Source organism: Pseudomonas sp. B1(2018), from assembly GCF_003097365.1.
Taxonomy (GTDB): domain Bacteria; phylum Pseudomonadota; class Gammaproteobacteria; order Pseudomonadales; family Pseudomonadaceae; genus Aquipseudomonas; species Aquipseudomonas laurylsulfatiphila.
Genome location: NZ_PYUK01000005.1, coordinates 342,321 through 367,120, shown reverse-complemented (window position 1 = coordinate 367,120; position 24,800 = coordinate 342,321). Strand labels below are relative to the sequence as shown.

The window sequence follows — 24,800 nt, the reverse complement described above, 5'->3', positions numbered from 1 at the left end:
TCTTGCCTGGAGTACCACGATGCAACCGCTGTTTCGTATCGTCGCCGACGGCGCCGACATTACCGCGCTGATCGATGATCGGTTGGTTTCGCTGCAGCTTTCCGACCGCCCCGGCATGGCGTCGGATTCGTTTGAGTTGCGCATCGACGACCGTGACGGCGCGGTGTCGCTGCCTGTCCGTGGCGCGAGCATCGAAGTCTACCTGGGTTATGCCGGCGCCGACCTGACCCGCATGGGCCGCTACACCGTGGACGATGTCGCCGTCTCTGGCCCACCGGACACGCTGGTGATCAGCGGCAAGGCCAGCGACATGCGTGGCAGCGGCAAAACCACGCGCAGCGGCAGTTGGGAGGATGTCAGCCTGGCGCAGATCGTCGGTGACGTGGCGGCCCGCAATGGCTGGCAGCCGTCATGCCCAGTCGACACCCGGGTGCCGCGCATGGACCAGCTCAATGAATCCGACTTCAACTTCATCACCCGGGTGGCCAAGAAGCACGACTGCACGGCCAAGGTGGCCGACGGCAAGCTGCTGGTCTTGCCGCGACAGGGCGGGCAGAGCGCCAGTGGGAAGGCCTTGGCGGTCATCACCCTGCAGCGCAGCGATGTCACCCGCTGGCGGTTTCTCTTGAGCGATCGCAGCGCGCATCAGGGCGTCAGCACCCAGTACCAGGACCCGGCCAGCGGCGAGCTGCTGATCTCGCACCTGGACAACCCCAACGTGCCCGAAGGCCTGCCACCGGTGCACACCGATCGCCATATCTATCCGGACCGCACGGCGGCCGATGAAGCGGCCAAGGCCCGTCTGGCCGCGTTCAACCGTTCGACCGCCTCGGTGCGTCTCGACCTGCCGGGGCGTACCGACCTGTTTGCCGAAATCATGATTGAGGCGCAAGGCTTCAAGCGCGGCCTCGATGGTGAATACCTGGTGGAGTCGGTGGATCACACCTTCACCCCGTCCGGTTGGACGGTGTCGATGGAGTGCAATGGCGGCAAGGAGGGCAAGGCCAAGGCTTCAGGCAAGCCGCAGAAAGTCGTGCTTGAAGTGGCCGATTGATCGTCCGGGCGTGAGTCTCGTGCCCGGGCAAAGTAGTTTGAAAGGAGCGGCCAAGCTGGATGCGTCAACATCCAGCCTGACCACCGTCCCCGCAGATTGTCCCTGCAAGTCCCGCCAAGGCTCCTGCTCTGTGCACAAAGCAGAGCGAGCCTAGCACCTGTTTATTTATACAGTAAAGGTCTTGCTATCCATGTCTTCACCCATCATCCCTTGGATGGGCGGCAAACGCCGTCTGGCCGATCGCCTCATTCCGCTGTTTCCACCGCATGAATGCTACGTCGAAGTCTTTGCCGGCGGCGCCGCGCTGTACTTCATGCGGCCTCAGGCAGCACCCGTGGAAGTCCTCAACGACATCAACGGCGACCTGGTGACGCTGTACCGCGTGGTGCAGAACCACCTTGAAGAGTTTGTGCGCCAATTCAAATGGGCGCTGAGCTCGCGCCAGGTGTTCGAGTGGCAGAAGATGACCCGCGTCGAAACCCTGACCGACATCCAGCGCGCCGCGCGATTTTTCTATCTGCAGCACCATGCCTTCGCTGGCAAGGTGTCCGGGCAGACGTTCGGTACCGCGACCACCACCCCGTCGATCAACCTGCTGCGCATCGAGGAAAACCTCTCAGCCGCGTGGCAGCGTCTCTCTGGCACCTACGTGGAGAACCTGCCCTGGCTGGAATGCGCCGAACGTTACGACCGCGCCCACACCTTCCACTACATGGACCCGCCGTACTGGCAGACCGCAGGTTACGGGGTGGATTTTCCATTCGAAAACTATGAACGCATGGCCGACTTTATGCGCCGCTGCAAGGGCAGGGTGATGGTCAGCATTAACGACCACCCGGACATCCGCCGAGTGTTCGAAGGCTTTCACTTCGAGACGCTGGATATCCGCTACACCACGACCAACCAACGGCAGGGCAAGGCTGAGGTCAGTGGTGAACTGGTGATCATGAACTGGGAGCCGGCGGCGTTAGGTGGTCTTTTTTGAAGAGCGGCATCCATTAGCTGCCTGTAGCTCAAAAATGATTCGAGTCTTGCGGTCTAAAACCATTGTCAGGCTCTGGATCTGTGACAGTTGATTGGAGGTTTCCGTTTCAAGGTTTGCCATCCATACCCGATTTTTTTTGAGCTCGGCAGTCAACTGGGCGTTTATTTCGACCAGGCAGGAGATGTTTTCTTTTGCCGTACGCAGCTGGAACCTAAGTATCTGGATGTCCTCTTCGAGCATGCTTGCGTAATGCTTAACGGTTTCGAGCCGGGTTGGACAGCCAAGCCAATCGCTGGTGTCTTCAATTTCGTATGAGGCCACGGTGGTGCCTACCAAGAACTGTTTGAATATACAGTGATCGAGGCGTGAGATTTTCGCGAGCATGAGGCGACCAGGCGGAAACTTATCTGGGGTTTATCGGCAGAGCGCCGGAGATGGTTGGGCCAATTTCTGGGCCATTTTTCGAGGAGTGACGGAACGAGGCGGGAGGGGGTGGGATTCGGCTACTGAATTTAGAGGCCCTAGACCCGACAAGCGCAATATTTTTATGTCGCGTTCTTGGTTCGGAATTGATAAACCTGCTACTTTCCAAACTTCAATGGATCGGCAATGCGACTGGCTGGGGCAAATTAATGGCTAAAAAAATTATACTTGTACACGGCTTGGGAGGTACAGCTAATGAAACCTGGGGTAATTTTCCCATGTTTCTTGAGCAGGATGCAGATTTAGAGTTTGGGATCGTATTATATGGCTATCAATCTCCTCACTTATTTTTTGGGTTTTGGCAGCGTGCCCCAAGCCTTGCAAATATAGCCAATGGTCTATTAACTGATATTACAGCCAGATGTGATTTGGATAAGGATGAAATAATATTAGTTGGCCATAGTTTGGGTGGGTTGGTTGTAAAGAAGTTGCTCCTCATAATGAGGGATAAGCAGGTTGTTCATAAAATAAGAAAAATCTGTTTCTTTGATGTGCCTCATGATGGTTCGGCGTACGCCAATGTGGGGAAATATTTGTCGTTCAGGAATCGCCACTTGAAAAGTTTATGTCGAGACTCTAGTGAGCTCGATGATTTGAACGATCAGTGGGTTAATAGTGGTTTAAGTGATTCTATAGACGTTATGAGTATTATTGCGGCTAATGACGACATTGTGAGCTCCTTGAGTTCCAAAAGTATATTCAGAGGCGGCAAGATTGAAACGATTAACGATGTCGATCACCGTTCGATTGTAAAACCTAGTAGTGTAAATTCCACATCATACATAGTTTTTAAAAAATTCATTTTAGAAAGAAGTACGGTGGCGCAGTATAAAAATGCTGCTTCGCGGGATTTAAATGATTGGAAAAGTATTGAGCGCAATCACGCATATCATTATGTAAGCGATGAAAAGAGATCAGGTGATCTCTCGGCATTGAACGCTGGGCTGGAGTTGGTACGTGTAGTGATCAGGCTTACAGGTGCTTCTGGGCTTGGCAAGACACGTCTAATATTGGAGGCGATAGAGAGTTCCTGTGGTTTAGATGATTCATGTGTACTGGTGTTTGATGCGCCGGGGTACGAGATATCCATTAAAGAAAGTGTTCGGCGGATGGTCGAGGATAATACCTATGGCCTTGTAGTCGTGGAAAATTGTAGTGGAGATTTACATGCTCAATTATGTAAGGAGGTTAATAAGAGGGAGTGTCAGTTAAAACTGATTACGGTGGGTTATTTAAGTGATCAAGTTGATGGCTCCATCCATATTCAATTGTCTGCTTTGTCCGATGAGGCGATAAAAAAAGTTCTGATGCCAATATTGGTTGGCATGAGTGACTCTGATGTAGAACGTGTCGCAAAGTTTGCTCAGGGTTATCCGTTGATGGCTACTCTTATCGCCGAGCAATATCAGAAGCAGGGCAGGCTATTAGGCTCCATCGAAAGTAACTCGGTTATTAAGAAACTAATCGATGGTGATGGAGGGGTTTCAGATGCTGACAAAGAACTACTGTCTGCGTGCTCCTTGTTCGATGTTTTTGGCACTGCTGAGGGAGTGGCTGGTGAAGAAGCAAGATTTATAGCCGAAGATGTCGCGGGATCAAATATGAAAGTGTTTGATCGCACTTTGATGACTTTTACGAGAAGGCAGATTATTAACAGGGCTGGCAGGTACGCAAGAGTAGTGCCGAAACCGCTTGCGCTAACACTGGCGGCTGAATGGTGGGAGGAGACGTCCTATGAACGGCAAAAGCAGTTAATTGATAATCTACCTGACTCATTAATGCACAGCTTCTGTACTCAAGCTGCATATTTAGATAGTCAGCCGAGCGTTCAGAGATTTTCAGATAAGTTGTTCGGAGGGGATAGCCCTTTTCTCCAAGCGGAAGTGTTGCTTACAGAGAGGGGTTCGAAACTCTTCCGCGCATTTGTTGAGGTGAATCCCGAATCAACTAGCTATGCATTATATAATGTATTACTTGGAATGAGCTTGAGCGAGCTACTAGCAATTCGAGGCGATATACGCAGAAACTTTGTTTGGGCCTTGGAGAAGTTATGCTTTCATTCTGAATTTTTTGAAAGGTCCTCCTGGTGTATGCTGCTGCTTGCCTCTGCGGAAAATGAAACGTGGAGCAATAATGCGACGGGCATGTTTGCTCAACTATTTAGAGTCGACTTATCTGGGACTCAAGCGAGCCCAGGTGTTCGATTTGATGTGTTAAGAAGAGCTATCGCGTGCAACCTTGCAGAGATTGACATGGTAGTACTTCAGGCTCTCGATCAAGCAGTAAGTACCTATGGAGCAACGAGAACTATAGGGGCTGAGTATCAGGGAACAAAAGCTCCACTTGAAGAGTGGAGGCCCAAAGTATGGCAAGAGATATTTGACTTTTGGCAAGAGGCGTTCAATTTATTGTTATTAATGATTGATCGGGGTGGGGAGCAAAAAGAAAAAGCACTTTCGATTATCGGGCACTCAATTCGAGGTTTTGTGGCGCGTAAACGAATTGAAATGTTGGATAACGCCATTAAATATGTGATTTTGCGCAATGGTCGATACTGGCCTGCCGCACTGGAAAGTATTAACAGTATTTTTTCGTTTGATTCCGAAAGTTTAAGTAAAGAGTCGGAAGTGGCACTGCATAGCTGGCTGGATCTACTAAACCCCCAAAACTCTGAACTTCCTGAGAAATTACAAATATTAGTCGTTAACCCCCCTTGGGAACATAAGCCTGGGGAGGATGGCCGTTATGTTGATGTGGCATCTGAAAAAGCAAGGGAGTTAGCGAGAGAGGTTGCTTTAAGAGTCGATGATCTCTTGCCTCATTTGAGTTGCCTTTTGGAAGGTGTGCAGAAACAAGCTTACACATTTGGCTATCAGTTGGCTCATGAGTTAGCCGATATTGATGTGATTCTAAATGCGGCATTTAATTTACTGCTTGCCGCTAGTCGACCTAACCCTTCACTAATTTTGGGGATGTTTCGAGGGGTATTTGAACTTTCTCCAGAACAATGGCAAAGCAAAATTGATCTGCTTGTGGTGGATGAAAAACTGGTTCATCTTTATCCGCAAATTATACGAACAGGTAGTATTAAAAAGTATCATCTCGATAAGCTGTACGAACTGGTCAGCAATGATGTTATACCACCAGACGGTGTGAATTCACTAAGCTATGGTAGTGTTACTGCTGATATTCCACCAGACGATATGGCTGATTTTTGTATTCGGCTTTCGTCACTTGGTGAGGCATCAAGTTGGGCGGCGCTAAACGTAATTTATATGTATTGCTTTGGCAGTGAAAGTGTTATTCAAATACTGCGAGATCCGATTAAGCAGATTCTTGTCGCTGTTCCACTTGATAAGGGGCATAAAAACATTTCAATGGATGCACATCATTGGAATGATTTGGCAGCAAAGATATTGAAAGAATCTGATGAGTCGTTTGCTGTTTCGTTGGCCAACCAGCTAATAACCGCATGCAAGGTGGGCTTCAATCACGGAGATATTTGGAGTTATATAAAGCCCTTATTAATCGGCCTGATGCAGGATTATGGGGATGTACTGTGGCCGATTTTTGGAGAGGCAATCGTTCGTGCAGAAGGTATGGAGCTTTACTGGCTTCAGCAACTATTGGATCGTGAAAATGGATCAACTATTTTGCCTTGTGTCCTCACTGTGCTCCCTGTAAATAGCGTTATAGATTGGTGCTCATTGCAGCAAGACATTGGCCCTATTTTTGTTGCGAGATGTTTAAATGTCCTTGAGTCTGTAGACGGGAAAACACGACCTACAGAGTTGTTTTTGGCGCTGCTAGAGCAGTTTGGCGATAACCCAGACGTAGGGGACACACTAGCCTCAAATATGAGGACTCGGTCCTGGTCAGGATCGCTCGTGCCTTATTTGGAATCCGACAAGGAAGCATTAAGCCCTTTGCTTCAGCATCCATCTGGTAATATTAGGAGTTGGACGAGAGGCTATATTTCTTATTCGGATCGAAAGATTGAGGAGGAAAAAAATCGAGATAAGGAAAGGGATGTCGGCTTTTTTTAACGTCCCGAAAATATATTGGTAGGCTTGTCATAAAAGTAAAGTAGCTGCCGATGTGTATCGGCAGCTACTGTCGCAAAAAGCGGGCTGACCTACGTCACGTTGTGAGCGTAGGCAAGAGACTTAAGGGGGGGATTGCTAGCCTTTGCTCTTGCTCAGCTAGCTTCAACAAAAAATAATTATCCGGTCGACAAAAAAATTCACAGCTGATAGTGAATCATTGCACCTCAGGTTCTGACTCGAGTTTGGGGGTGACTAACATCTGGATCGGAGGCTCGGGAAGGGTAACGACACCAACACCGACCAATATTGCTTGTCGGCACTGTGCGGAGTAGTCTTTATCTGACTGTTCTGCTAAATATTGCACAGCTTTGAAAAGCTCGGTGGTCGGAATCAATGCAGTAGACGACGATTGAGCCGCCGAGATGCACTTTTCGGTGAACTGTGTTTCTCGTTCTGCTGGCACTGTTAGCCGAAAGCCATTTCCGAATAGGACACCTTTAGCCGGCTGAGTTACATCCTCATGTTGAAGATCCTCATGAACGTTCATGGCAAGTTGGCGTAGTTTATCGACGTTGATAGCTTTGCTGTCTTTGCCTTCAGCCTCTCCTAACAGTCGGCCTTCGGGGCACTGAAAAACAACGTCGAATTCAGATTCCGTATCCTTATACTGGGCGGCTTCGAATCCAAGAGTGTTAAGTGCATCGACTATTGCGTATTCAAGGGGTTTGCCCTTTTCAAAAAGTAGTGAGCGCAGATTGCCGGCGCTGGAAAGTTTCTCTTGTACTGATTCCTTAATTTGTTGTGCCTCCTCGACGCGACGCTCGGCTTCGAGTAGTTCTGACCGCAACGTTCGTTCAGCCGACAGGACGTATACATCGCTTGAAGCCCATCCGGGTTCCGGTGTGACCTCTGCGGTGGTGCGTAAAGCCTTGTCGAGCGCCACTACGGCGCCGATAAATCGTCCGGCGAACTGCTCCGCGGCTGCAGTCCAGACTTGCTCCTTTGCTTTTTGCTTGAAGAAATTATCTGGATAAAAGTCGATTTCAGGTAGTAATATTAGCGAGCCCGTCGAAGTTTTACTGCGAACCATCGCCGCTACAGGTTTATCACCATTTTTGGTAGTGATGCAAATACCCGGTGTATCTGCAGATAATAACACCATGTATTCAGATACATCCGCGAACTCTGCCCAATAGGGCGCTAAGATCTCCGCTCCAAGCGGCGCGAGCTTCATAGCACTTCCCGTTGTATTGATTGGCTTCAAGGTTATCGGTAGGGACGCATAATTTGTGTACTCTGTAACAATCCGTGTTGTCTTCTGGTTGCGTCCTGTTCCCGAATACTCTCGGTCTCCCGTGGCGATGTAGACACTTTGCACTTGTGGAAGGAAAACAATGACGGTCTTGCCTGCTTCAGTTGCTTGTTTGATCTCCCTGCGCCAGTGCTCGCAGCACTCTTTTAGCCGAAAAGATGCAGAGTCATCCAGGCTAGGTTTACCTAGATAATGGTCAACGTAAGACCCCCAAAACTCATCAATTAACGGTCGAAATAGTACGATGTCCCAATCCAAGAGAGATACTTTTGAGCGAAATCCCTCGTAGTGAGTGTCATCCGATGCTAATTCGAAACCAACAGTAAGTATTGCTTTTGCCATTTTGCACCTTACAGAGAAACGGGGGACGTCTAGCTGATTAACGCGAAACCTGATGAGCATAACATTTGAATAGATTGTTGCATGATCAACGGTAGGTTTTACCTTTTGCTCTGACAAAGCGCAGTGAAGAGTCGCTTCTGACCGATTGCTGCCCTTGCGTGCTCACTCCGGCGCCATGAGTACTGCGAGGCTTATTTTGATGAATTCCTCGTTCTTATCGATGGCTTCTAGGGCGCAACGAACGTTGTCGGCAACATCGGCCGATCCACGCTGCTCGACCCAGTTCGACAGCTCCAGGATGGCGGCCTCCAAGGCAAGCTGGTTTTCGTTGATCTTGAATAGCAGGGAAGGGAGCAGGTCTGAGTTTGGCATCGAGAATCCTCGGTTATGAGGTCAGCGTAGCACTGCGTTTCATGAAGGATTTTTAATCGTTGGCAGGACGCCGGGGAGAGGGAAAATCAGGAAAGTTTTGTAACGGTTACCAAATAGTTTTGTAACGACCTCCAGAGGCTGCACCGATTCCCAAACCCCAGAAACGACAAAGCCCCGAAAAATCAGGGCTTTGTCGTATAAAGATGGCGGAGGCGATGGGATTCGAACTCATGGACCTGTTACAGTCGACGGTTTTCAAGACCGTTGCCTTAAACCACTCGGCCACACCTCCGTTTGCGTTGCGGGCGCCATAATACCTGAATGAAACACACTGTCAAACTCTCTGCATAGCTAGTTACAGAGCGTCTGTTATGATCTTTGCGACTGAACGTTTCAAACCAACAGGAGTGTCGCCATGCGCGAACAGGATTACGCAGTTAATAACAGCGTGCAGGCTGAGCAGCTAGAGGTTAGCCGCGTCCTGCGCAACACATACGGCTTGCTCGCCCTGACCCTCGCATTCAGCGGTGTGACGGCCTACGTTGCCCAGCAGATGCGTGTTGGCTACCCGAATATCTTCGTGGTGCTGATCGGCTTCTACGGCCTTTTCTTCCTCACCAACAAACTCCGTGATTCGGCCTGGGGCCTGGTGTCTGCATTTGCCCTGACCGGTTTCATGGGTTTCCTGCTCGGTCCGATCCTCAACCGTTACCTGGGTATGCAGGGCGGCGCTGAAGTGGTCAGTTCGGCCTTCGCGATGACCGCGCTGGTGTTCGGCGGCCTGTCGGCCTATGTGCTGATCACCCGCAAGGACATGAGCTTCCTCGGCGGTTTCATCACGGCAGGCTTCTTTGTGCTGCTGGGTGCGACGCTGGCGAGCTTCTTCTTCCAGATCAGCGGTCTGCAACTGGCGATCAGCGCAGGTTTCGTGCTGTTCTCTTCGGTCTGCATTCTGTTCCAGACCAGCGCCATCATTCACGGCGGCGAGCGCAACTACATCATGGCCACCATCAGCCTGTATGTATCGATCTACAACCTGTTCGTCAGCCTGTTGCAGCTGTTCGGCATCATGGGCCGTGATGATTGATCGTCGGTCTTGAAGTAAAAAAACCCGCTCAGGCGGGTTTTTTATTGCCTGGAATACAGGGTTACTCGGTAATGACAATGCTGCCGTCGGCTTGCTGGCGGTAGATGGTGTAGGGCAGCAACAAGGTATCCATCGCCCCGGACACGACCGCGTCGAGCAGCACGATGGCGGGGGCGGGGCCATGTACCTGCGCATCCCGACCGTTTTCGAGGGGCGCGTTGAGGTAGCAGAAATCGTAGGTCACGCCGCTGTAGATTCGCGGTACCGCACCGCAGTAGCTCTTTTGTTTCGTGAGACTTTTCGAGGCCACTTCGTCACTGCGCACAACCGTCTGAATCGTGCCACAACCCGCAAGCATCATTGCGATCAGTAGCATTGCCTGGGTTTTCATGCCGTCAATCCTTCGCCGGAAACCATCAATCTACTTCAGCCTGAAACAAATATCACTCACGCCATGGGCGGTAACCGGCGCTTGACCGGGGTTTTCTTGACGATGGCCGTGTTGGTTTCGGCGTGGGTGTTGAGGCGGTCGAGCAGGGTGTCCAGTTGTTCCATCGAGCGCACGTGCAGGCGTGCGATGAAACAGTCGTCGCCGGTCACCTTGTCGCACTCGGTGAATTCGGGAATGGCCATGATTTGCCGCTCCACTTCTTGCAATTGGCCCGGCAACGGGCGAATACGCACGATGGCCTGGAGTTGATAACCGAAGCTTTTCGGGTCGATTTCAACGGTGTAGCCCTTGAGCACGCCACGTTCTTCCAGGCGGCGCAGGCGTTCGGCAACACTGGGGGAGGACAGGCCGCTGATTTGCGCCAGGGCCTTGAGCGAGCGTCGCGAGTCTTCCATCAGGGCCGTGATCAGCACTTGGTCGATGTCATCGGTCATGGCGAAACCCTCCGTTAGGCATTTTTTCGAAACTGCCTTCATAAAAAAGGCTGAATCAGAGTTTAGCCTGCTTTTTGCTATGGAGTGGCGCTGTGGTGCATTGGCATACTTTGGCCACAAACACAGGAGTCTGATGATGGACAAATCCCTACGCCGCGGTTCGTTTGAAATGACGGCCGCCATGCTGATCTCCGGCACCATCGGTTGGTTCGTGCTGGTGTCCGGGCAACCGGTGCTGGATGTGGTGTTCTGGCGCTGCCTGTTCGGTGCCGGCACCTTGCTGCTGATTTGCGCCGCCTTCGGCTTTCTGCGCCCCGGTATTCTGACCCGCACCACGTTTTTGCTCGCCGTGCTCAGCGGGGTGGCGATTGTCGGCAACTGGGTGTTGTTGTTCGCGTCCTATTCCCGGGCGTCGATTGCCATCGGTACCGCCGTCTATAACGTTCAGCCGTTCATGCTGGTCGGGCTGGCGGCGCTGTTTCTCAACGAAAAGATCACCGCACAGAAAATGCTCTGGCTGGGCGTGTCGTTTCTCGGAATGCTGGCCATCGTCAGTGCCCATGGCAGCCAGGGCGAGAGCGGCAGCGATTACCTGACGGGCATTGCCCTGGCATTGGGCGCGGCGTTTCTCTATGCGATTGCCGCGCTGATCATCAAGCGTTTGACGGGTACGCCACCGCACCTGATTGCGCTGATCCAGGTCAGCACCGGCGTGTTGTTGCTCGCGCCATTCGCGAATCTTTCGGTGCTGCCGCAGGCGCCGAGCGCATGGGCCAGCCTGGTGACATTGGGTATGGTGCACACTGGTGTGATGTATGTGTTGCTGTACGGCGCCATTCAAAAACTGCCGACTGCGCTGACGGGGGCGCTGTCCTTCATCTATCCGATTGCGGCGATTTTCGTCGACTGGTTTGCCTTCGGCCATCGTCTGGAGCCGCTGCAGTGGATCGGCGTCGCGGCGATTCTGCTGGCCGCCGCCGGTATGCAGCAAGGCTGGTCGCTGAAGTTTCGGCGCACGGTGACGTCGTAACCCGCTTCGCCGGCGTCAGATGTTCCAGTGCGGCGCGTTCATGGCCAGGCGCTGGCGCATCTCGCCGATGTTGGCAGCCAGTTGTCGGGTCAGCAGGCGATAGCCGTCCAGCCTGTTGTAGACCGGTGCATCGAGGCTGACCAGCGGCACCTCCATGGGCCGATCCAGGCGCTGGGCGGCACCTGATTTCAACGCCCGGGCCATGCCGATCAATTGCACGCGGATCTGTCGATGTTCGGCTTTCAATGCCGTTTGCAGGAGCGTCATGGCCTCGGGGTCATTGGCATCCGGTCGGGTATTGCCAAGGATTTCCAGGGTGCTGACGCACATGCGCAGGTTGCGCTGGATGGCATCGAGCTCGGTCATGGAAATCTTCACTTCCTTGGACACCGACGGCATCAGTGAGCGCAGTTGCACCATCGCCGCATTCAGGCGCGTCATGAGCTTGAGGTGTTCGTCGGCGGTGATGGCCTGGCCGTCAATGATGCGCCCATAGACTTTCGCGCAATCACGCAGGGCATCGGCCAGGTTGTAGCGCCAGGAATACACCGCGTACAGCGGCAGGGCGAAGGAAAACGCCAGGGCCAGGGCAATGCCGATCAGGATATCCACCCCGCGCCACAAGCCATCGGTGACCGGGTTGTCGCCATGCCCGGCGACGATGAACACGGTAATCGCCGATAGCAGCGCGGTGTAGCCGCCCTTGCCGATGGCGTGATACGAGAAAAACCCGCAGACCACCGACATCGCGAAATAGGTCAGCCAGGGCATTCCGAGCCAGGCCTGTTGTGCCACCAACGCCAGGCCGACACCGGCGCCGATCAAGGTGCCGATGGCACGCTCGGCGGCTTTCTTGCCGATGTTGCCGTGGTGCTGCAAGCCGCCGATCACCACCAGCATGGTCACCGACGCCCATTCACCGTGGGGCAGTTTGATCCCGGTGGTCAGCAGGATCGTCGCCAGCAAGCCGAGCGACACCCGCACCGCATGAATCACCCGGGCATGGCGGTAGCGCCGGTACGGGTCCAGCAACGGACGCAGCAATCGGCGCAGCAGCGGTGGCAGTCGATCGGCTCTGGATGTACTCAGGCTGGCTCTCCTCAGAAGATGTAGTCGGTGGTCAGGAAGCTCGAACTGCGGCCACTGATGATCTCGCTGATCAGGTCCTTGTTGGTCTCCTGGAACTTGGTGGCCACCAGCGTGCGGATTGAAAACACCCGCAGCGCATCATGTACCGACAAGGTGCCTTCGGCCGAGTTCTTGCGACCATTGAAGGGGTAGGTGTCCGGGCCACGCTGGCATTGGGCATTGAGGTTGATGCGCCCGACCTGGTTGGCAAAAGTGTCCACCAGCCGGCCGACCGCCACCGGATTGGTGCCGAAGATGCTCAACTGCTGGCCGAAGTCCGACTCCAGTACGTAGTCGATCACGGTGTCCAGATGACGGTACGGCACGATGGGGATGACCGGGCCGAACTGTTCTTCCTGGTAAACCCGCATCTGCGGTGTGACCGGGTACAGCACCGCCGGGTAGAAGAACGACGCCCGGGCCTCGCCACCGTTGGGGTTGACCACCCTGGCGCCTTTGCTCTCGGCATCCGCCACCAGTGCATGCAGATAGTCGACCTTGCCCGATTCCGGCAGGGGCGTCAGGGCTACGCCACTTTCCCAGGGCATGCCGGGTTTGAGGTTGGCGAGCCTGGCATTGAATTTGTCGATGAAGGACTCGACCACGTCTTCGTGGACAAACAGGATTTTCAGGGCCGTACAGCGTTGGCCATTGAACGACAGCGAGCCGGTCACCGCTTCACTGACCGCATTGTCCAGATCCACTTCCGGCAGGACGATACCCGGGTTTTTCGCATCCAGGCCCAGCGCCGCGCGCAAGCGGTGGGGCTTGGGATGGAGTTTTTTCAGGTCGCTGGCGGCCTTGTTGGTGCCGATGAAGGCAAAGATGTCGATCTTGCCGCTGGCCATCAGCGCACTGACCGTCTCGCGGCCGCTGCCATAGATGACGTTGATCACCCCGGCCGGGAAGCTGTCGCGGAAGGCTTCCAGCAGCGGGCGAATCAGCAGCACGCCGAGTTTCGCCGGTTTGAACACCACGGTGTTGCCCATGATCAGCGCCGGGATCAGCGTGGTGAAGGTTTCGTTCAACGGATAGTTGTAAGGCCCCATGCATAGGGCGACGCCCAGCGGCACACGGCGGATCTGGCCGAGGGTGTCCTGTTCCAGTTCGAAACGGCTGGAGCGGCGATCGAGCTCTTTCAGCGCGTTGATGGTGTCGACGATGTAGTCGCAGGTGCGGTCGAACTCCTTTTCCGAGTCCTTGAGGTTCTTGCCGATTTCCCACATCAGCAGCTTGACCACGGCGTCGCGCTGCTCGCGCATGCGCCCGAGGAAGGTTTCGACGTGCTGGATGCGCTCGGCGACGCGCATGGTCGGCCACAATCCCTGGCCACGGTCGTAGGCGCGCACGGCAGCGTCGAGGGCGGTCAATGCGGTGTCGGCATCGAGCAGCGGCGTGCTGCCGAGTATCACTTGTTCGTCGCCATTGGCACCGGTCAGGTACACCGGGCTGCGGACTTGGGCCAGTGGCCCGTTCCAGGTTCTCAGTACGCCATCGACCAGGTACTCACGCTGTTCGGTCTGGCCGTCGAGGCGGTACTTTTCCGGGATGTCGGCGGGGTTCGGGAACAGGTTCTGGAGAATATCGGCTGTGGTCATGTCGTTACCCCTCTGGATTGGGTGATGCACTGATGAATCGTTTTAGCAGACCTCAGCAACCCTTGTCATGACTCATCTCAGCGTTTTTGCCGTTCGCGGGTTTATCGGCGCCCTCCGTCATGGCCTCAGAAGCGCCCCTTGTTGGCCCCCAATGCCCTCAACCCGCCCACGTGGAGTGCCTTAGTGTTGAGCTCTCCTTGAGCACAACAAAAAAGCTGCACCCGGCCAACCGGGCAGCCCATGAGAGGACAGCCATGCGGGCAAGCCGATTAACTGAAAAGCCTAGCCTTTGTTTGGCCTTGGCGGGGTGTGCCTTTGCGTTGCTTGCAGGGTGCGAAGAGCCGAAAAACCCGCCGACCCGCAGCGAAGCCGGCGCCGCGAGGCCCGCCGACGCCGAGCTGGCGCAGGTCTACGACAACAGCTGCAAGCTTTGCCACGCCAATCCGGCGGCCGGGGCACCGCTGACCGGCGACATCAAGGCCTGGGCGCCACGGGTGCTGCAGGGCGCCGACACGCTGCTCGATCACGCGATCAACGGCTACAACGGCATGCCGCCGATGGGCATGTGCATGCAGTGTTCGCAGGAACAGTTCCTGGCGCTGATTGCCTTCATGTCCGGCCAGCAAATCCAATAACAAGAACGGCAGGGTGCGATTCATGACGATGGACCTGACACGGCGTCAGTTGTTGCAACGGGCGAGCGTCATCGGCGCCTTTACCGCGCTCGGTTCAGCCCCGGCGCTGGCCGAGCTGCTGCGCGCGCCACGGTTGATTCCCTGGCGCAACTGGTCGGGCGGCCAGAATTGCCTGCCGGCGGCGCGGCTGGCGCCCAAGAACCTGGATGAGTTGACCCAAGTGGTGCGTCAGGCCCCCGGCAAGATCCGTCCGGTGGGTTCGGCGCATTCCTTCAGCGCGCTGGTGCCCACCGACGGCACCTTGCTGTCGCTGAGCTATTTCTCGGGGTTGCTCGATCACGATCCGAAAACCCTGCAAGCCGAGTTCGCCGCGGGCACGCCGATGTCGCGCATGGGCACGCCGCTCAAGGACATCGGCCAGGCCCTGCAAAACATGGCCGACATCGATTACCAGACCCTCGCCGGCGCGATCTCGACCTCGACCCACGGCACCGGCAAGCAGTTTCAATCCTATTCGGCGCATGTCTGCGGCTTGCAATTGGTGACCGCCGGCGGCGAGGTGCTGGATTGCGATGCCAATCGCCATCCTGAGGTGTTCAGCGCCGCCCGGGTGTCCCTGGGGGCGTTAGGCGTGGCGACCCGGGTGCGACTGCAAAACCGCCCGGCGTATCGCTTGCGGGAGCGGCAGTGGATCGCCAAAACCGAAGAGCTGCTCGAAGACCTGGACAAGAACACCCGGGAAAACCAGCACTGGGAAATGCTCGTGGTGACCCATTCCGACTACGCCTTGTCGATCGCCCTGAACGAAACCACCGACCCGGCCACACCGCCGGTTCCGGCGGATGAAGAGGGCGGCAACGAGTTTGTCACCTTGATCGAGAAGATCGACAAATACGCCAGCGACTTCCCGGACCTGCGCCGCACGATGCTCAATAATCTGCGCCACCTGGCCAGCTTCGATGACCGGGTGGGCGACTCGTTCGACATCTACGCCAACGTGCGCACGGTGCGCTTCAACGAGATGGAGTATTCCGTGCCGGCCGAATACGGCCCGGCCTGTTTGCGCGAGATCCTCAAGCTGATCCAGGACAAAGACCTGCGCACCTGGTTTCCGATCGAATACCGTTACGTCAAGGCCGATGACATTCCCTTGAGCATGTTCGAAGGCCGCGACAGCTGTTCGATTTCGGTCCACCAGCACTACCAGATGGATCATCACAACTTCTTCGCCGCCATCGAGCCGATTTTCTGGAAGTACAACGGCCGGCCGCATTGGGGCAAGTTGCACACGCTGAACGCGAAAAACCTGCAGCCGCTGTACCCGCGCTGGCAGGAGTTCATTCAGGTGCGGCAGGCACTCGACCCCAGCGGCAAATTCCTCAATGCGCATTTGTCATCGATCCTGGGGGTGAGCTGATGGCCGTCAATCGCCGTAATTTCATGCTGGGTGCCGCAGGCGTCGGCGCCTTGTTGGCGGGAGTCGGGGCGTGGCTGCGGCCGGGTGACCGAGGTGCGCCCTACAGCGACTATTTCCGCCTGCTCAACCGCGAGCTCAAGGACCGCGGGCCGATGCGGCCGGTGATGCTGATCGACCTTGATCGGCTGGATCACAACATCGACGTGGTGATGCAATCGGTCAAGCGTGGCGGCAAACACCTGCGGCTGGTGGAAAAATCGCTGCCGGCACCGGGGCTTCTGGCCTACATCGCCCAGCGCGCCGGCACGCAACGCCTGATGTCGTTTCACCAACCCTTTCTCAATCATGACGCCGTGCAGTTTCCCGAGGCCGACATTCTGTTGGGCAAGCCGCTGCCGGTGCGTTCGGCGCAGTTGTTCTATCAGTCGCACAAGGGGCCTTTCGACCCTTCGAAGCAATTGCAATGGCTGCTCGATACGCCAGAGCGTTTGCAGCAATACCTCGTCCTGGCTCAGGGGCTGGGCACGCGAGTGCGGGTAAATATCGAGCTGGATGTCGGGCTGCATCGCGGAGGTATCAGCGACCTGGGTGTACTCGGGCAGATGTTGACGCTGATCAGCCAGCACCCACAGCACCTGGAGTTCGCCGGATTCATGGGCTACGACCCGTTCGTGGGCATGGGCGTGCCGGGAATTCTGGGCTCGCCCGAAGAGCTGTTCGCCAAGGTGATGGTGATCTACCAGCGCTGCGTCGATTTCACCCGTCAGCAATATCCCGGTTTATGGCGAGAAGGATTGACCCTCAATACGGCCGGCAGCCCGAGCTATCGCCTGCATGAGCAAGAGCAACTCAGCAGCGAAGTGTCGGTGGGGACGGCGATGCTCAAGCCCACTCACTATGACTTGCCGTCACTGGTGGAGCATGTGCCGGCCGCTTACATCGCCACGCCGGTGCTGAAAAGCACCGGGGCGGTGAACATTCCGGCGCTGGATGACAAATCCAGGCTGTTTTCCTGGTGGGACGCCAATCAGCGCGAGACGTTTTTTATCTACGGCGGCAACTGGATGGCGGAGTTCGAATCGCCACCGGGATTGCAGAGCAATGGTGTGTATGGCCGCAGTTCGAATCAGGAAATGGTCAATGGTTCGGCGGCGGTGGGACTTGGGGTTGAGGACCAGGTGTTCTTGCGGCCTGCCCAGACGGAGGCGGTGTTGTTGCAGTTTGGGGATCTGCTGGCGGTTCGGGGTGGGAAGATTGTGGATAGCTGGCCGGTGTATTCCTGAAGTTTGTTGGTTGACTGTTCCGGCGCCTTCGCGGGCAAGCCCGCTCCCACAGGGGGAATGCATTTCAACAGGGGAATGCATTCCAAATGTGGGAGCGGGCTTGCTCGCGAAGGCGTCGGTTCAGTCAAAACGCATAGGGGATACTGACCTTGGCCCAGAGCATTTCCCCTTCAGGCCGGTTTTCCACATCGAACTCCTTGGCCCAGCGAATCTCCGCGCTGGCGTACTTGAGAAAGGTCCAGTGCAGCGCCGGACCAATCGCAAACACCTGGCCGCGCACCCCGTCGTTCACGTCCTGGCCGTTGAACTGCACGGTGTGGCCGAACTGTTTGTCATCGGTGGTTTGCTTGAGGTAGTAGCCGTTCAGCCCGAACATCAGGTCGTCGGTGATCTTGAAACTGGCGGAATAGTCGATGTGGAAAATCTGCCCCGACTTGTAATCGGTGTCCTTGTTTTTCTCGTTGAAACTGTAGGTGGTCTTCATCGACACCTCGGTTCTGTCCGTCGGCAGCCAGGTGAAGGAGAACAGTGGTTTGTAGGTGTAGAAGTTGTTGCTGGTGTTGGCCAGGCGATCGACGCTGTATTCGCCGGTCGGCACCGTGACTTCAATGGCGGCGCCGAGGGTCAGGTTCGGGCCCATGTCCCAGAGAATGATCGGCGCGATGGTGGTGTCGCCCATGCCTTCGCGGGTGTCCTGCGGCAGGCCGAACACCGAGACTTCCTGCTTGAGCCAAGGCTGCGCGATGTAGCCGGCCAGCCGGCCGCCAAACACCCGCACCGGGCTGAGGTAATCCAGGCGCGGAATGACGGCCGTGGATTCAATTTCGACGTTCGGCACCTTGCCGCCGAGGGAGCTGATATTCAGATTCGTGGATTTGTAGTGGTTGTAGTAGAGGTTGAACGCAACCATGTTGTCCGGAAGGCTGTCGGGCGACAGCGGCAACATGAAAAAGCCGTCGGTGCCGGGGCCGATGTTGTCCACGCCAGCCTCGGTGGCCAGGGCCGGTTGCAGGGCGCAGACGCCGGCCAGGCTGATGACCATCAGGGGAAGTGTCGTGCGAGTCGCGATCATGGGTGTACTCATTATTATTGTTGGCGGGCTGTCCGGCATCCCTACGAGGGCCGCCCCATAGAAATAAGCTGTCCGCGCCCTGCAAGGCAGGGTATTGGCGGCCATTTAGGGGGACTTCTGCGGACAGCCTTTAAACGCTGTGCTAACTTCCTTCGACATAACCGGTTACAAAAATAAGAATGATGCTCGTCCCGGAATGTATGGCCCCATGCAAATGAAAGTGATCGATCCCACCTTCGAATTGGCGCTGGTGTCGCCGTTTCTCCTGCAAACCCTGGCCGAAGTCGCCGAGCACAAAGGCATCGACCCCCAGAGCCTGTGCCGGGGGTTGGGGTTTGACTTTGAAGACCTTCAGGATCCGGCGCAGCGCATTTCCTATCGCCAGGCCGTGGCCATGATTCAGCGTGCGCTCAAGGCCTTGCCCAATCAGGGGCTGGGCCTGTGGGTCGGCGCGCAGAATGTGCTCGGCACGCTGGGGCTGCTGGGGCATGTGTTGTCGCTGTGCAAGACCCTGCGCGATGCCTTTGAATTGGGCATTCGCCATCAACACACCTCGGGCGGCATTGTCGTGTCCAGTGTGGAGGAGGCGGGTGACCGGGTGTTTGTCGACGTTGAATGTCGCTTGCCGTTCGCCGACGTGCAGTTGTTCGCGGTCGAGGAGTTTTTCGCCAGCCTGCTGGTGTACGGCCGGGCCCTGGTCGGCGCGGATTTCAAGCCGATGGCCGTGGAATTCATCCATGCGGCGCCGGACTATCTCGGCGAATATTCGCGCCTGCTGGGGCCGGATGTGCGTTTCGGTTGCCTGCAAAACCGCATGGTGATCGATGGGCATTGGTTGGACGTCCAATTGCCCAATCACCATTCCCTGGCCCTGCGTCAGGCCGTGAAACTTCTCGAACTGGAAGCCGCGCAGGTGCACCAGAAAATGGACCTGATCCAGGCGGTGGAACGGGCGATTGCCCGGGACCTGACCGAGGGCAGCCACATCGAGAAAATCGCCAGCGACCTGAACATGAGCAGCCGCACCTTGCGTCGCCGCCTCACCGAACACGCGCTGACGTTCGAAACACTGCTGGAACAAGTGCGCCAGGCCCGGACCATGAGCCTGCTGGCCAACCCGGACATGTCCATCGAACGCATCACCGAGGAAGTCGGCTACAGCGACGTACGCAGCTTTCGCCGGGCGTTCAAGCGCTGGACCGGCATGAGCCCGAGTGCGTTCCGCAGCGAAAGCCCCAGCGTAGTCTGATCCTTCTGTGGTGAGGGGACTTTATTGGCAGGGGCTTTTGTGGTGAGCGGGCTTCTGTGGCAAGTGGGCTTTTGTGGCGAGGGGGCTTGTCGGAACGCCGCATCGCCCCGTTGGGTTGCGAAGCAGCCCCAAAACCTGCCGCCTCGGTATGGCTGGAAATGTATGGGAGCGCTGCGCGCTCCAACGGGGGCAAGCCCCCTCGCCACAGGTTTATAGCCTCTGAAACCACACAAATCCTCATGCTCCGGTTAAACTCCATGCTCTTTTTCAAGGAGTTCATATGAGTCATTACCAGCCGGGCATTCTCGCCACCCCCGTTCCTCCTCAAGCCCGCCATATGTTCTTCGCGCTCGAATCCGCCGCTGCACTGCCGGCCGCGCTGGATAACCTGCAAGGGCTGGTGGACGGCAAGTCGGTGGTGGTCGGCTTCGGCGAGTCCCTGGTCAAGGCGCTGGACGGGCAGATCGAAGGTCTGCGGCCGTTCCCGGCGCTGACGGGCGTCGGCGTCGACAATCCGTCGACCCAACACGCGCTCTGGTGCTGGCTGCACGGCGAAGACCGTGGCGAGTTGCTCAACCGCAGCAACGCCATTACCGCGGCATTGGCCCCGGCGTTGCGTCTGGTGCAGATGAACGAAACCTTCCGCCACATGACCGGCCATGACCTGACCGGCTACGAAGATGGCACCGAAAACCCCCACGACGAAGCCGCAGTAGCTGCTGCACTGGTGGCTGAAGGCGCGGACGGCACGGTGGGTGGCAGCTTCGCCGCGATCCAGCAGTGGCAGCATGACCTGAAAGGTTTCCATGGGCTGTCGGCGGATGAGAAAGACAACATCATGGGCCGCCGCCTGAGCGATAACGAAGAGATCGACGATGCGCCGGTTTCCGCCCACGTCAAACGTACCGCCCAGGAAAGTTTTGCGCCCGAGGCCTTTGTGGTGCGCCGCTCGATGCCGTGGATCGAAGGTGACCGCGCCGGCCTGATGTTCCTGGCCTTCGGTTTCTCCCTCGACGCCTTCGAAGCCCAACTGCGCCGCATGAGTGGCCTGGAAGATGGCATCACCGACGGCCTGTACCGCATCAGCCGTCCGGTCACCGGCGGCTACTACTGGTGCCCGCCGCTCAAGGACGGTCGACTGGACCTGCGCGCATTGCGTATCGACTGAACGGCAAGGAGAGCCTATGAACCTGGTGCGCTGGGGCATGATCGGTTGTGGCAGTGTCGCTGAACGCAAAAGCGCGCCGGCCTTCTACAAGGCGCCCGGATCGGCGCTGGTGGCGGTGATGGGGCGGCGCCTGGACGCCGTCACCGACTACGCCGCGCGCCACGGCATTGCGCGGGTTTATACCGATGCGCATGCGCTGATCAACGATCCCGAGGTCGACGCCGTATACATCGCCACTCCGCCCGACAGCCATCACGCCTATGCCTTGCAGGTGGCCGCCGCCGGCAAGCATTGCTGCGTCGAGAAACCGATGGCGCTCAACGCCGGGCAAAGTCGCGAGATGCAGCAGGTGTTTGCCGATGCCGGGTTGCACCTGTTCGTGTCCTATTACCGGCGTTCGCTGCCACGCTTCCGGCAAGTGCGGCAATGGCTGGAGGAGGGGCGGATCGGCGAGGTCCGGCACTTGAGCTGGACCCTCACCAAAGCCCCGTCGGCAGCGGATCTGGGTGGCGCGAACAACTGGCGTACCGATCCGGCGATTGCCGGTGGTGGCTATTTCGCCGATCTGGCCAGCCATGGCCTGGACCTGTTTCAGTACCTGTTTGGCGATATCGTCGAAGTCGCCGGGTTCACCGCACGGCAGGCCGGTTTGTACGCGGCCGAAGATGCCGTCAGCGCCACCTGGCGGTTTGCCGGCGGGGCACTGGGGATGGGTTGCTGGAACTTCGCCGCCGATCGCCGCGAAGACCGGGTCGAAGTGATTGGCAGTCAAGGCCGGATCAGCTTTTCAGTGTTCGACGAGCACCCGGTCGAGCTGCACGCCGACGAGCACCTCAGGCTGACCATCGAGCATCACGCGCACATTCAGTGGCACCACGTGTTGGGCATGAATGCGCATATTCGTGGTGAGGTGCAGCATCCGGCTGTGGCCGCAGAGGCGCTGAAGACCGATTGGGTGATGGACCGGATCCTCAAGCGCGGTTGAGCGGGGTCAAAAGATCGCAGCCTGCGGCAGCTCTTGTAGGAGCTGCCGCAGGCTGCGATCTTTTGCTTTTACCGGTGAATCTAACCTTATGCGCATTCGGTATTTCTCAAGCGTGTCATAACCTCTCTAAGATCACGTCATAACTCGTTATAACAAGTGATCTGCCATGACCGATAACGTTCTATCCCTGAGCAGCGTCCCGCTGCACACCCAGCTGCGAGACGTGCTGCGCGCCCGCATCCTCGACGGCGAATACCCGCAAGACAGCCAGATGCCTTCCGAAAGCGAGCTTGGCGCCTTGTTCAAGGTCAGCCGCATCACCGTGCGCCAGGCCTTGGGTGACCTGCAAAAGGAAGGGCTGATCTTCAAGATCCACGGCAAGGGCACGTTCGTCGCCAAGCCGAAAACCTTCCAGAACGTCAGCACCCTGCAAGGCCTGGCCGAATCCATGACCGGTCGTGGCTACGAGGTGATCAACCGCCTGCGCAGTTTCAAGTTCATTGCTGCCGACAAGCTGGTCGCCGAGCGTTTGCAGGTCGAAGAAGGCGAGGTCGTGGCGCAGATCAAACGGGTGCGCCTGATCAATCGCGAGCCGATTTCCCTGGAAATCACCTACCTGCCCAAAGCCGTCGGTGAGCGCCTGGAAAAAGCCGACCTGGTCACCCGCGACATTTTCCTGATCCTGGAAAACGACTGCGGCCTGGCGCTCGGTCACGCGGACCTGGCCATCGATGCGGTACTGGCCGACAGCGACCTGACCCAGGCGCTGAACGTCGAGCCCGGCTCGCCGATCATGCGCATCGAGCGTCTGACCCACGACGCCGAAGGCCGGCCAGTGGACTTCGAACACCTTTACTACCGTGGCGATGCCTTCCAGTACCGCCTGCGGATCGACCGGCAAAAAGGGGATCAGGCATGACGCGCAGCACGTTGGAGCAGGAATACGACATCGTCGTGATCGGCGGCGGCACCGCCGGCCCCATGGCGGCGATCAAGGCCAAGGAGCGCAACCGCGACCTGCGGGTGTTGTTGATCGACAAGGCCAACGTCAAGCGCAGCGGCGCGATCAGCATGGGCATGGACGGTCTGAACAACGCGATCATTCCCGGCCACTCGACCCCGGAGCAGTACACCAAGGAAATCACCATCGCCAACGACGGCATCGTCAACCAGGCGGCGGTGTACGCCTATGCCACCCACAGCTTCGAAACCATTGAGCAACTGGACCGCTGGGGCGTGAAATTCGAGAAGGACGAAACCGGCGACTACGCGGTGAAAAAGGTCCACCACATGGGCGCTTACGTGTTGCCGATGCCGGAAGGACACGACATCAAGAAAGTCCTGTACCGGCAGTTGAAGCGCGCTCGGGTAAGCATCACCAATCGACTGGTGTGCACGCGTTTGCTGACGGATGAAGAGGGCGCGGTCAACGGCGTGATGGGTTTCGATTGCCGCACGGCGGACTTCCATGTGATCAAGGCCAAGGCGGTCATCCTCGCCTGCGGTGCCGCCGGACGTCTGGGGCTGCCGTCCTCGGGCTACCTGATGGGCACCTACGAAAACCCGACCAATGCCGGCGACGGCTACTCGATGGCCTACCACGCCGGGGCCGAGTTGGCGAACCTGGAATGCTTTCAGATCAACCCGCTGATCAAGGATTACAACGGCCCGGCCTGCGCCTACGTCACCGGCCCCCTGGGCGGCTACACCGCCAACAACAAGGGCGAACGCTTCATCGAGTGCGACTACTGGAGCGGACAGATGATGTGGGAGTTCCATCAGGAGCTGGAGAGCGGCAACGGCCCGGTGTTCCTCAAGCTCGATCACCTGGCCGAGGAAACCATCCAGAACATCGAAGAGATCCTGCACAGCAACGAGCGACCGAGCCGTGGCCAGTTCCACGCCAATCGCGGCACCGACTACCGCACGCAGATGGTCGAGATGCACATCTCGGAAATCGGCTTTTGCAGTGGGCATTCGGCGTCCGGGGTGTGGGTCAACGAGAAGGCCGAGACCTCGGTCAAGGGCTTGTACTCGGCGGGGGACATGGCGGCGGTGCCGCACAACTACATGCTCGGTGCGTTCACTTATGGCTGGTTTGCCGGCAACAACGCGGCGGACTTTGTCGCCGGTCGCGAGTTTTCCGCGCTGGATGCCGCGCAGATCGAAAGCGAAAAACAGCGGGTCTATGCACCACTGGACCGCGAACACGGCCTGCCACCGGCCCAGGTCGAGTACAAGCTGCGGCGCTTCGTCAACGACTACCTGCAACCGCCGAAAGTGACGAAGAAGATGCAGATCGGCCTGCAACGCTTCAGCGACATCCAGCGCGACCTCGACCAGATCAAGGCCCACAACGCCCACGAACTGATGCGTGCCATGGAAGTCAGCATGATCCGCGACTGCGCCGAAATGGCCGCCCGCGCTTCATTGTTCCGCGCCGAAAGCCGCTGGGGGCTTTACCACCATCGCGTCGATCACCCGCAACGCAACGACCGCGACTGGTTCTGCCATTGCCACCTGAAGATGGACGAAAACGGTTTGATGAGCAGTTTCAAGAAGGCCGTCGAGCCTTACATCATCCCGCTGGATGCCGACGAGATGCAGGCCTACGACCGGCTGCGGGTCGGTGCCGATGCGGCTTGATGCCGACCACAAAAGAGAGACCG

General features: G+C 57.0%; 21 protein-coding genes and 1 tRNA gene. 13 read left to right on the top strand and 9 right to left on the bottom strand.

The features are described from left to right. Positions 1-19: 19 nt before the first annotated feature. Positions 20-1,054, top strand: coding sequence for a phage late control D family protein (locus tag C9422_RS10845; RefSeq protein ID WP_116580664.1), 1,035 nt, complete (start codon positions 20-22; stop codon positions 1,052-1,054). Positions 1,055-1,244: 190 nt separating this feature from the next. Beyond that, on the top strand, positions 1,245-2,039 hold the full coding sequence (locus C9422_RS10840) for a DNA adenine methylase (protein WP_116580663.1): 795 nt from the start codon (positions 1,245-1,247) through the stop codon (positions 2,037-2,039). Here the strand turns inward: C9422_RS10840 and C9422_RS10835 are convergent. After that, the gene (locus C9422_RS10835; protein ID WP_256589920.1) at positions 2,022-2,423 is read right to left on the bottom strand and encodes a hypothetical protein; all 402 of its coding nucleotides are present in this window, start codon (positions 2,421-2,423) and stop codon (positions 2,022-2,024) included. The genes C9422_RS10840 and C9422_RS10835 overlap by 18 nt on opposite strands. Before the next feature lie 248 nt (positions 2,424-2,671). Between C9422_RS10835 and C9422_RS10830 the strand changes: the two genes are divergently transcribed. After that, positions 2,672-6,568: a hypothetical protein gene (locus tag C9422_RS10830; RefSeq protein WP_116580662.1), complete on the top strand. Its 3,897-nt coding sequence runs from the start codon at positions 2,672-2,674 to the stop codon at positions 6,566-6,568. Between the two features lie 214 nt (positions 6,569-6,782). On the opposite strand, the gene C9422_RS10825 is transcribed toward C9422_RS10830, so the two are convergent. The 3 genes from C9422_RS10825 to C9422_RS10815 form a co-directional block, all read right to left on the bottom strand. Then, entirely contained in the window at positions 6,783-8,222 is a 1,440-nt protein-coding gene (locus C9422_RS10825) for a hypothetical protein (protein ID WP_116580661.1), read from the bottom strand. Positions 8,223-8,384: 162 nt separating this feature from the next. Further along, positions 8,385-8,594, bottom strand: coding sequence for a hypothetical protein (locus C9422_RS10820; RefSeq protein WP_116580660.1), 210 nt, complete (start codon positions 8,592-8,594; stop codon positions 8,385-8,387). 204 nt (positions 8,595-8,798) lie between these two features. After that, positions 8,799-8,886, bottom strand: a tRNA-Ser gene (locus C9422_RS10815). A 123-nt stretch (positions 8,887-9,009) separates the two neighbouring features. On the opposite strand from C9422_RS10815, the gene C9422_RS10810 reads away from it, so the two are divergent. Continuing rightward, positions 9,010-9,681 (top strand): Bax inhibitor-1/YccA family protein, encoded by a 672-nt coding sequence (locus tag C9422_RS10810; protein ID WP_007973359.1) that lies wholly within the window; start codon positions 9,010-9,012, stop codon positions 9,679-9,681. Between the two features lie 61 nt (positions 9,682-9,742). Here C9422_RS10810 and C9422_RS10805 read toward each other — a convergent pair whose 3' ends face one another. After that, positions 9,743-10,072: a YceK/YidQ family lipoprotein gene (locus C9422_RS10805; protein ID WP_116580659.1), complete on the bottom strand. Its 330-nt coding sequence runs from the start codon at positions 10,070-10,072 to the stop codon at positions 9,743-9,745. Positions 10,073-10,128: 56 nt separating this feature from the next. Then, positions 10,129-10,566 (bottom strand): Lrp/AsnC family transcriptional regulator, encoded by a 438-nt coding sequence (locus tag C9422_RS10800; protein WP_007973356.1) that lies wholly within the window; start codon positions 10,564-10,566, stop codon positions 10,129-10,131. A 136-nt stretch (positions 10,567-10,702) separates the two neighbouring features. Between C9422_RS10800 and C9422_RS10795 the strand changes: the two genes are divergently transcribed. Further along, complete coding sequence (locus C9422_RS10795) at positions 10,703-11,596, top strand: DMT family transporter (RefSeq protein WP_116580658.1); 894 nt, start codon at positions 10,703-10,705, stop codon at positions 11,594-11,596. 15 nt (positions 11,597-11,611) lie between these two features. On the opposite strand, the gene C9422_RS10790 is transcribed toward C9422_RS10795, so the two are convergent. Continuing rightward, positions 11,612-12,652, bottom strand: coding sequence for an FUSC family protein (locus C9422_RS10790; RefSeq protein WP_116580657.1), 1,041 nt, complete (start codon positions 12,650-12,652; stop codon positions 11,612-11,614). A gap of 44 nt (positions 12,653-12,696) precedes the next feature. Beyond that, positions 12,697-14,322 carry an NADP-dependent glyceraldehyde-3-phosphate dehydrogenase gene (locus C9422_RS10785; protein WP_116580656.1) on the bottom strand — a complete coding sequence of 542 codons (1,626 nt, stop codon included), beginning with the start codon at positions 14,320-14,322 and terminating at the stop codon, positions 12,697-12,699. A 254-nt stretch (positions 14,323-14,576) separates the two neighbouring features. On the opposite strand from C9422_RS10785, the gene C9422_RS10780 reads away from it, so the two are divergent. The 3 genes from C9422_RS10780 to C9422_RS10770 all read left to right on the top strand — a co-directional run bounded on the left by C9422_RS10780 (position 14,577) and on the right by C9422_RS10770 (position 17,657). Further along, entirely contained in the window at positions 14,577-14,957 is a 381-nt protein-coding gene (locus C9422_RS10780) for a cytochrome c5 family protein (protein ID WP_116580655.1), read from the top strand. A 22-nt stretch (positions 14,958-14,979) separates the two neighbouring features. After that, positions 14,980-16,374, top strand: a complete 1,395-nt coding sequence (locus C9422_RS10775) for a D-arabinono-1,4-lactone oxidase (protein ID WP_116580654.1) — start codon at positions 14,980-14,982, stop codon at positions 16,372-16,374. Positions 16,375-16,448: 74 nt separating this feature from the next. Beyond that, the gene (locus C9422_RS10770) at positions 16,449-17,657 is read left to right on the top strand and encodes a DSD1 family PLP-dependent enzyme (RefSeq protein WP_165824769.1); all 1,209 of its coding nucleotides are present in this window, start codon (positions 16,449-16,451) and stop codon (positions 17,655-17,657) included. 124 nt (positions 17,658-17,781) lie between these two features. Here C9422_RS10770 and C9422_RS10765 read toward each other — a convergent pair whose 3' ends face one another. Continuing rightward, positions 17,782-18,699: a transporter gene (locus C9422_RS10765; RefSeq protein WP_256589930.1), complete on the bottom strand. Its 918-nt coding sequence runs from the start codon at positions 18,697-18,699 to the stop codon at positions 17,782-17,784. Between the two features lie 238 nt (positions 18,700-18,937). On the opposite strand from C9422_RS10765, the gene C9422_RS10760 reads away from it, so the two are divergent. From C9422_RS10760 to C9422_RS10740, 5 genes are all read left to right on the top strand, one after another. Then, positions 18,938-19,978 carry an AraC family transcriptional regulator gene (locus C9422_RS10760; RefSeq protein ID WP_116580651.1) on the top strand — a complete coding sequence of 347 codons (1,041 nt, stop codon included), beginning with the start codon at positions 18,938-18,940 and terminating at the stop codon, positions 19,976-19,978. Positions 19,979-20,258: 280 nt separating this feature from the next. Continuing rightward, positions 20,259-21,146, top strand: a complete 888-nt coding sequence (locus C9422_RS10755; RefSeq protein ID WP_116580650.1) for a Dyp-type peroxidase — start codon at positions 20,259-20,261, stop codon at positions 21,144-21,146. Positions 21,147-21,162: 16 nt separating this feature from the next. Beyond that, on the top strand, positions 21,163-22,131 hold the full coding sequence (locus tag C9422_RS10750) for a Gfo/Idh/MocA family protein (protein ID WP_116580649.1): 969 nt from the start codon (positions 21,163-21,165) through the stop codon (positions 22,129-22,131). Between the two features lie 166 nt (positions 22,132-22,297). Beyond that, a complete protein-coding gene (locus C9422_RS10745; protein ID WP_116580648.1) occupies positions 22,298-23,050 on the top strand; it encodes a GntR family transcriptional regulator in 753 nt (250 codons plus the stop codon). Continuing rightward, positions 23,047-24,777: a fumarate reductase/succinate dehydrogenase flavoprotein subunit gene (locus tag C9422_RS10740; protein WP_116580647.1), complete on the top strand. Its 1,731-nt coding sequence runs from the start codon at positions 23,047-23,049 to the stop codon at positions 24,775-24,777. The genes C9422_RS10745 and C9422_RS10740 overlap by 4 nt, the downstream gene beginning before the upstream one ends. Positions 24,778-24,800 lie beyond the last annotated feature (23 nt).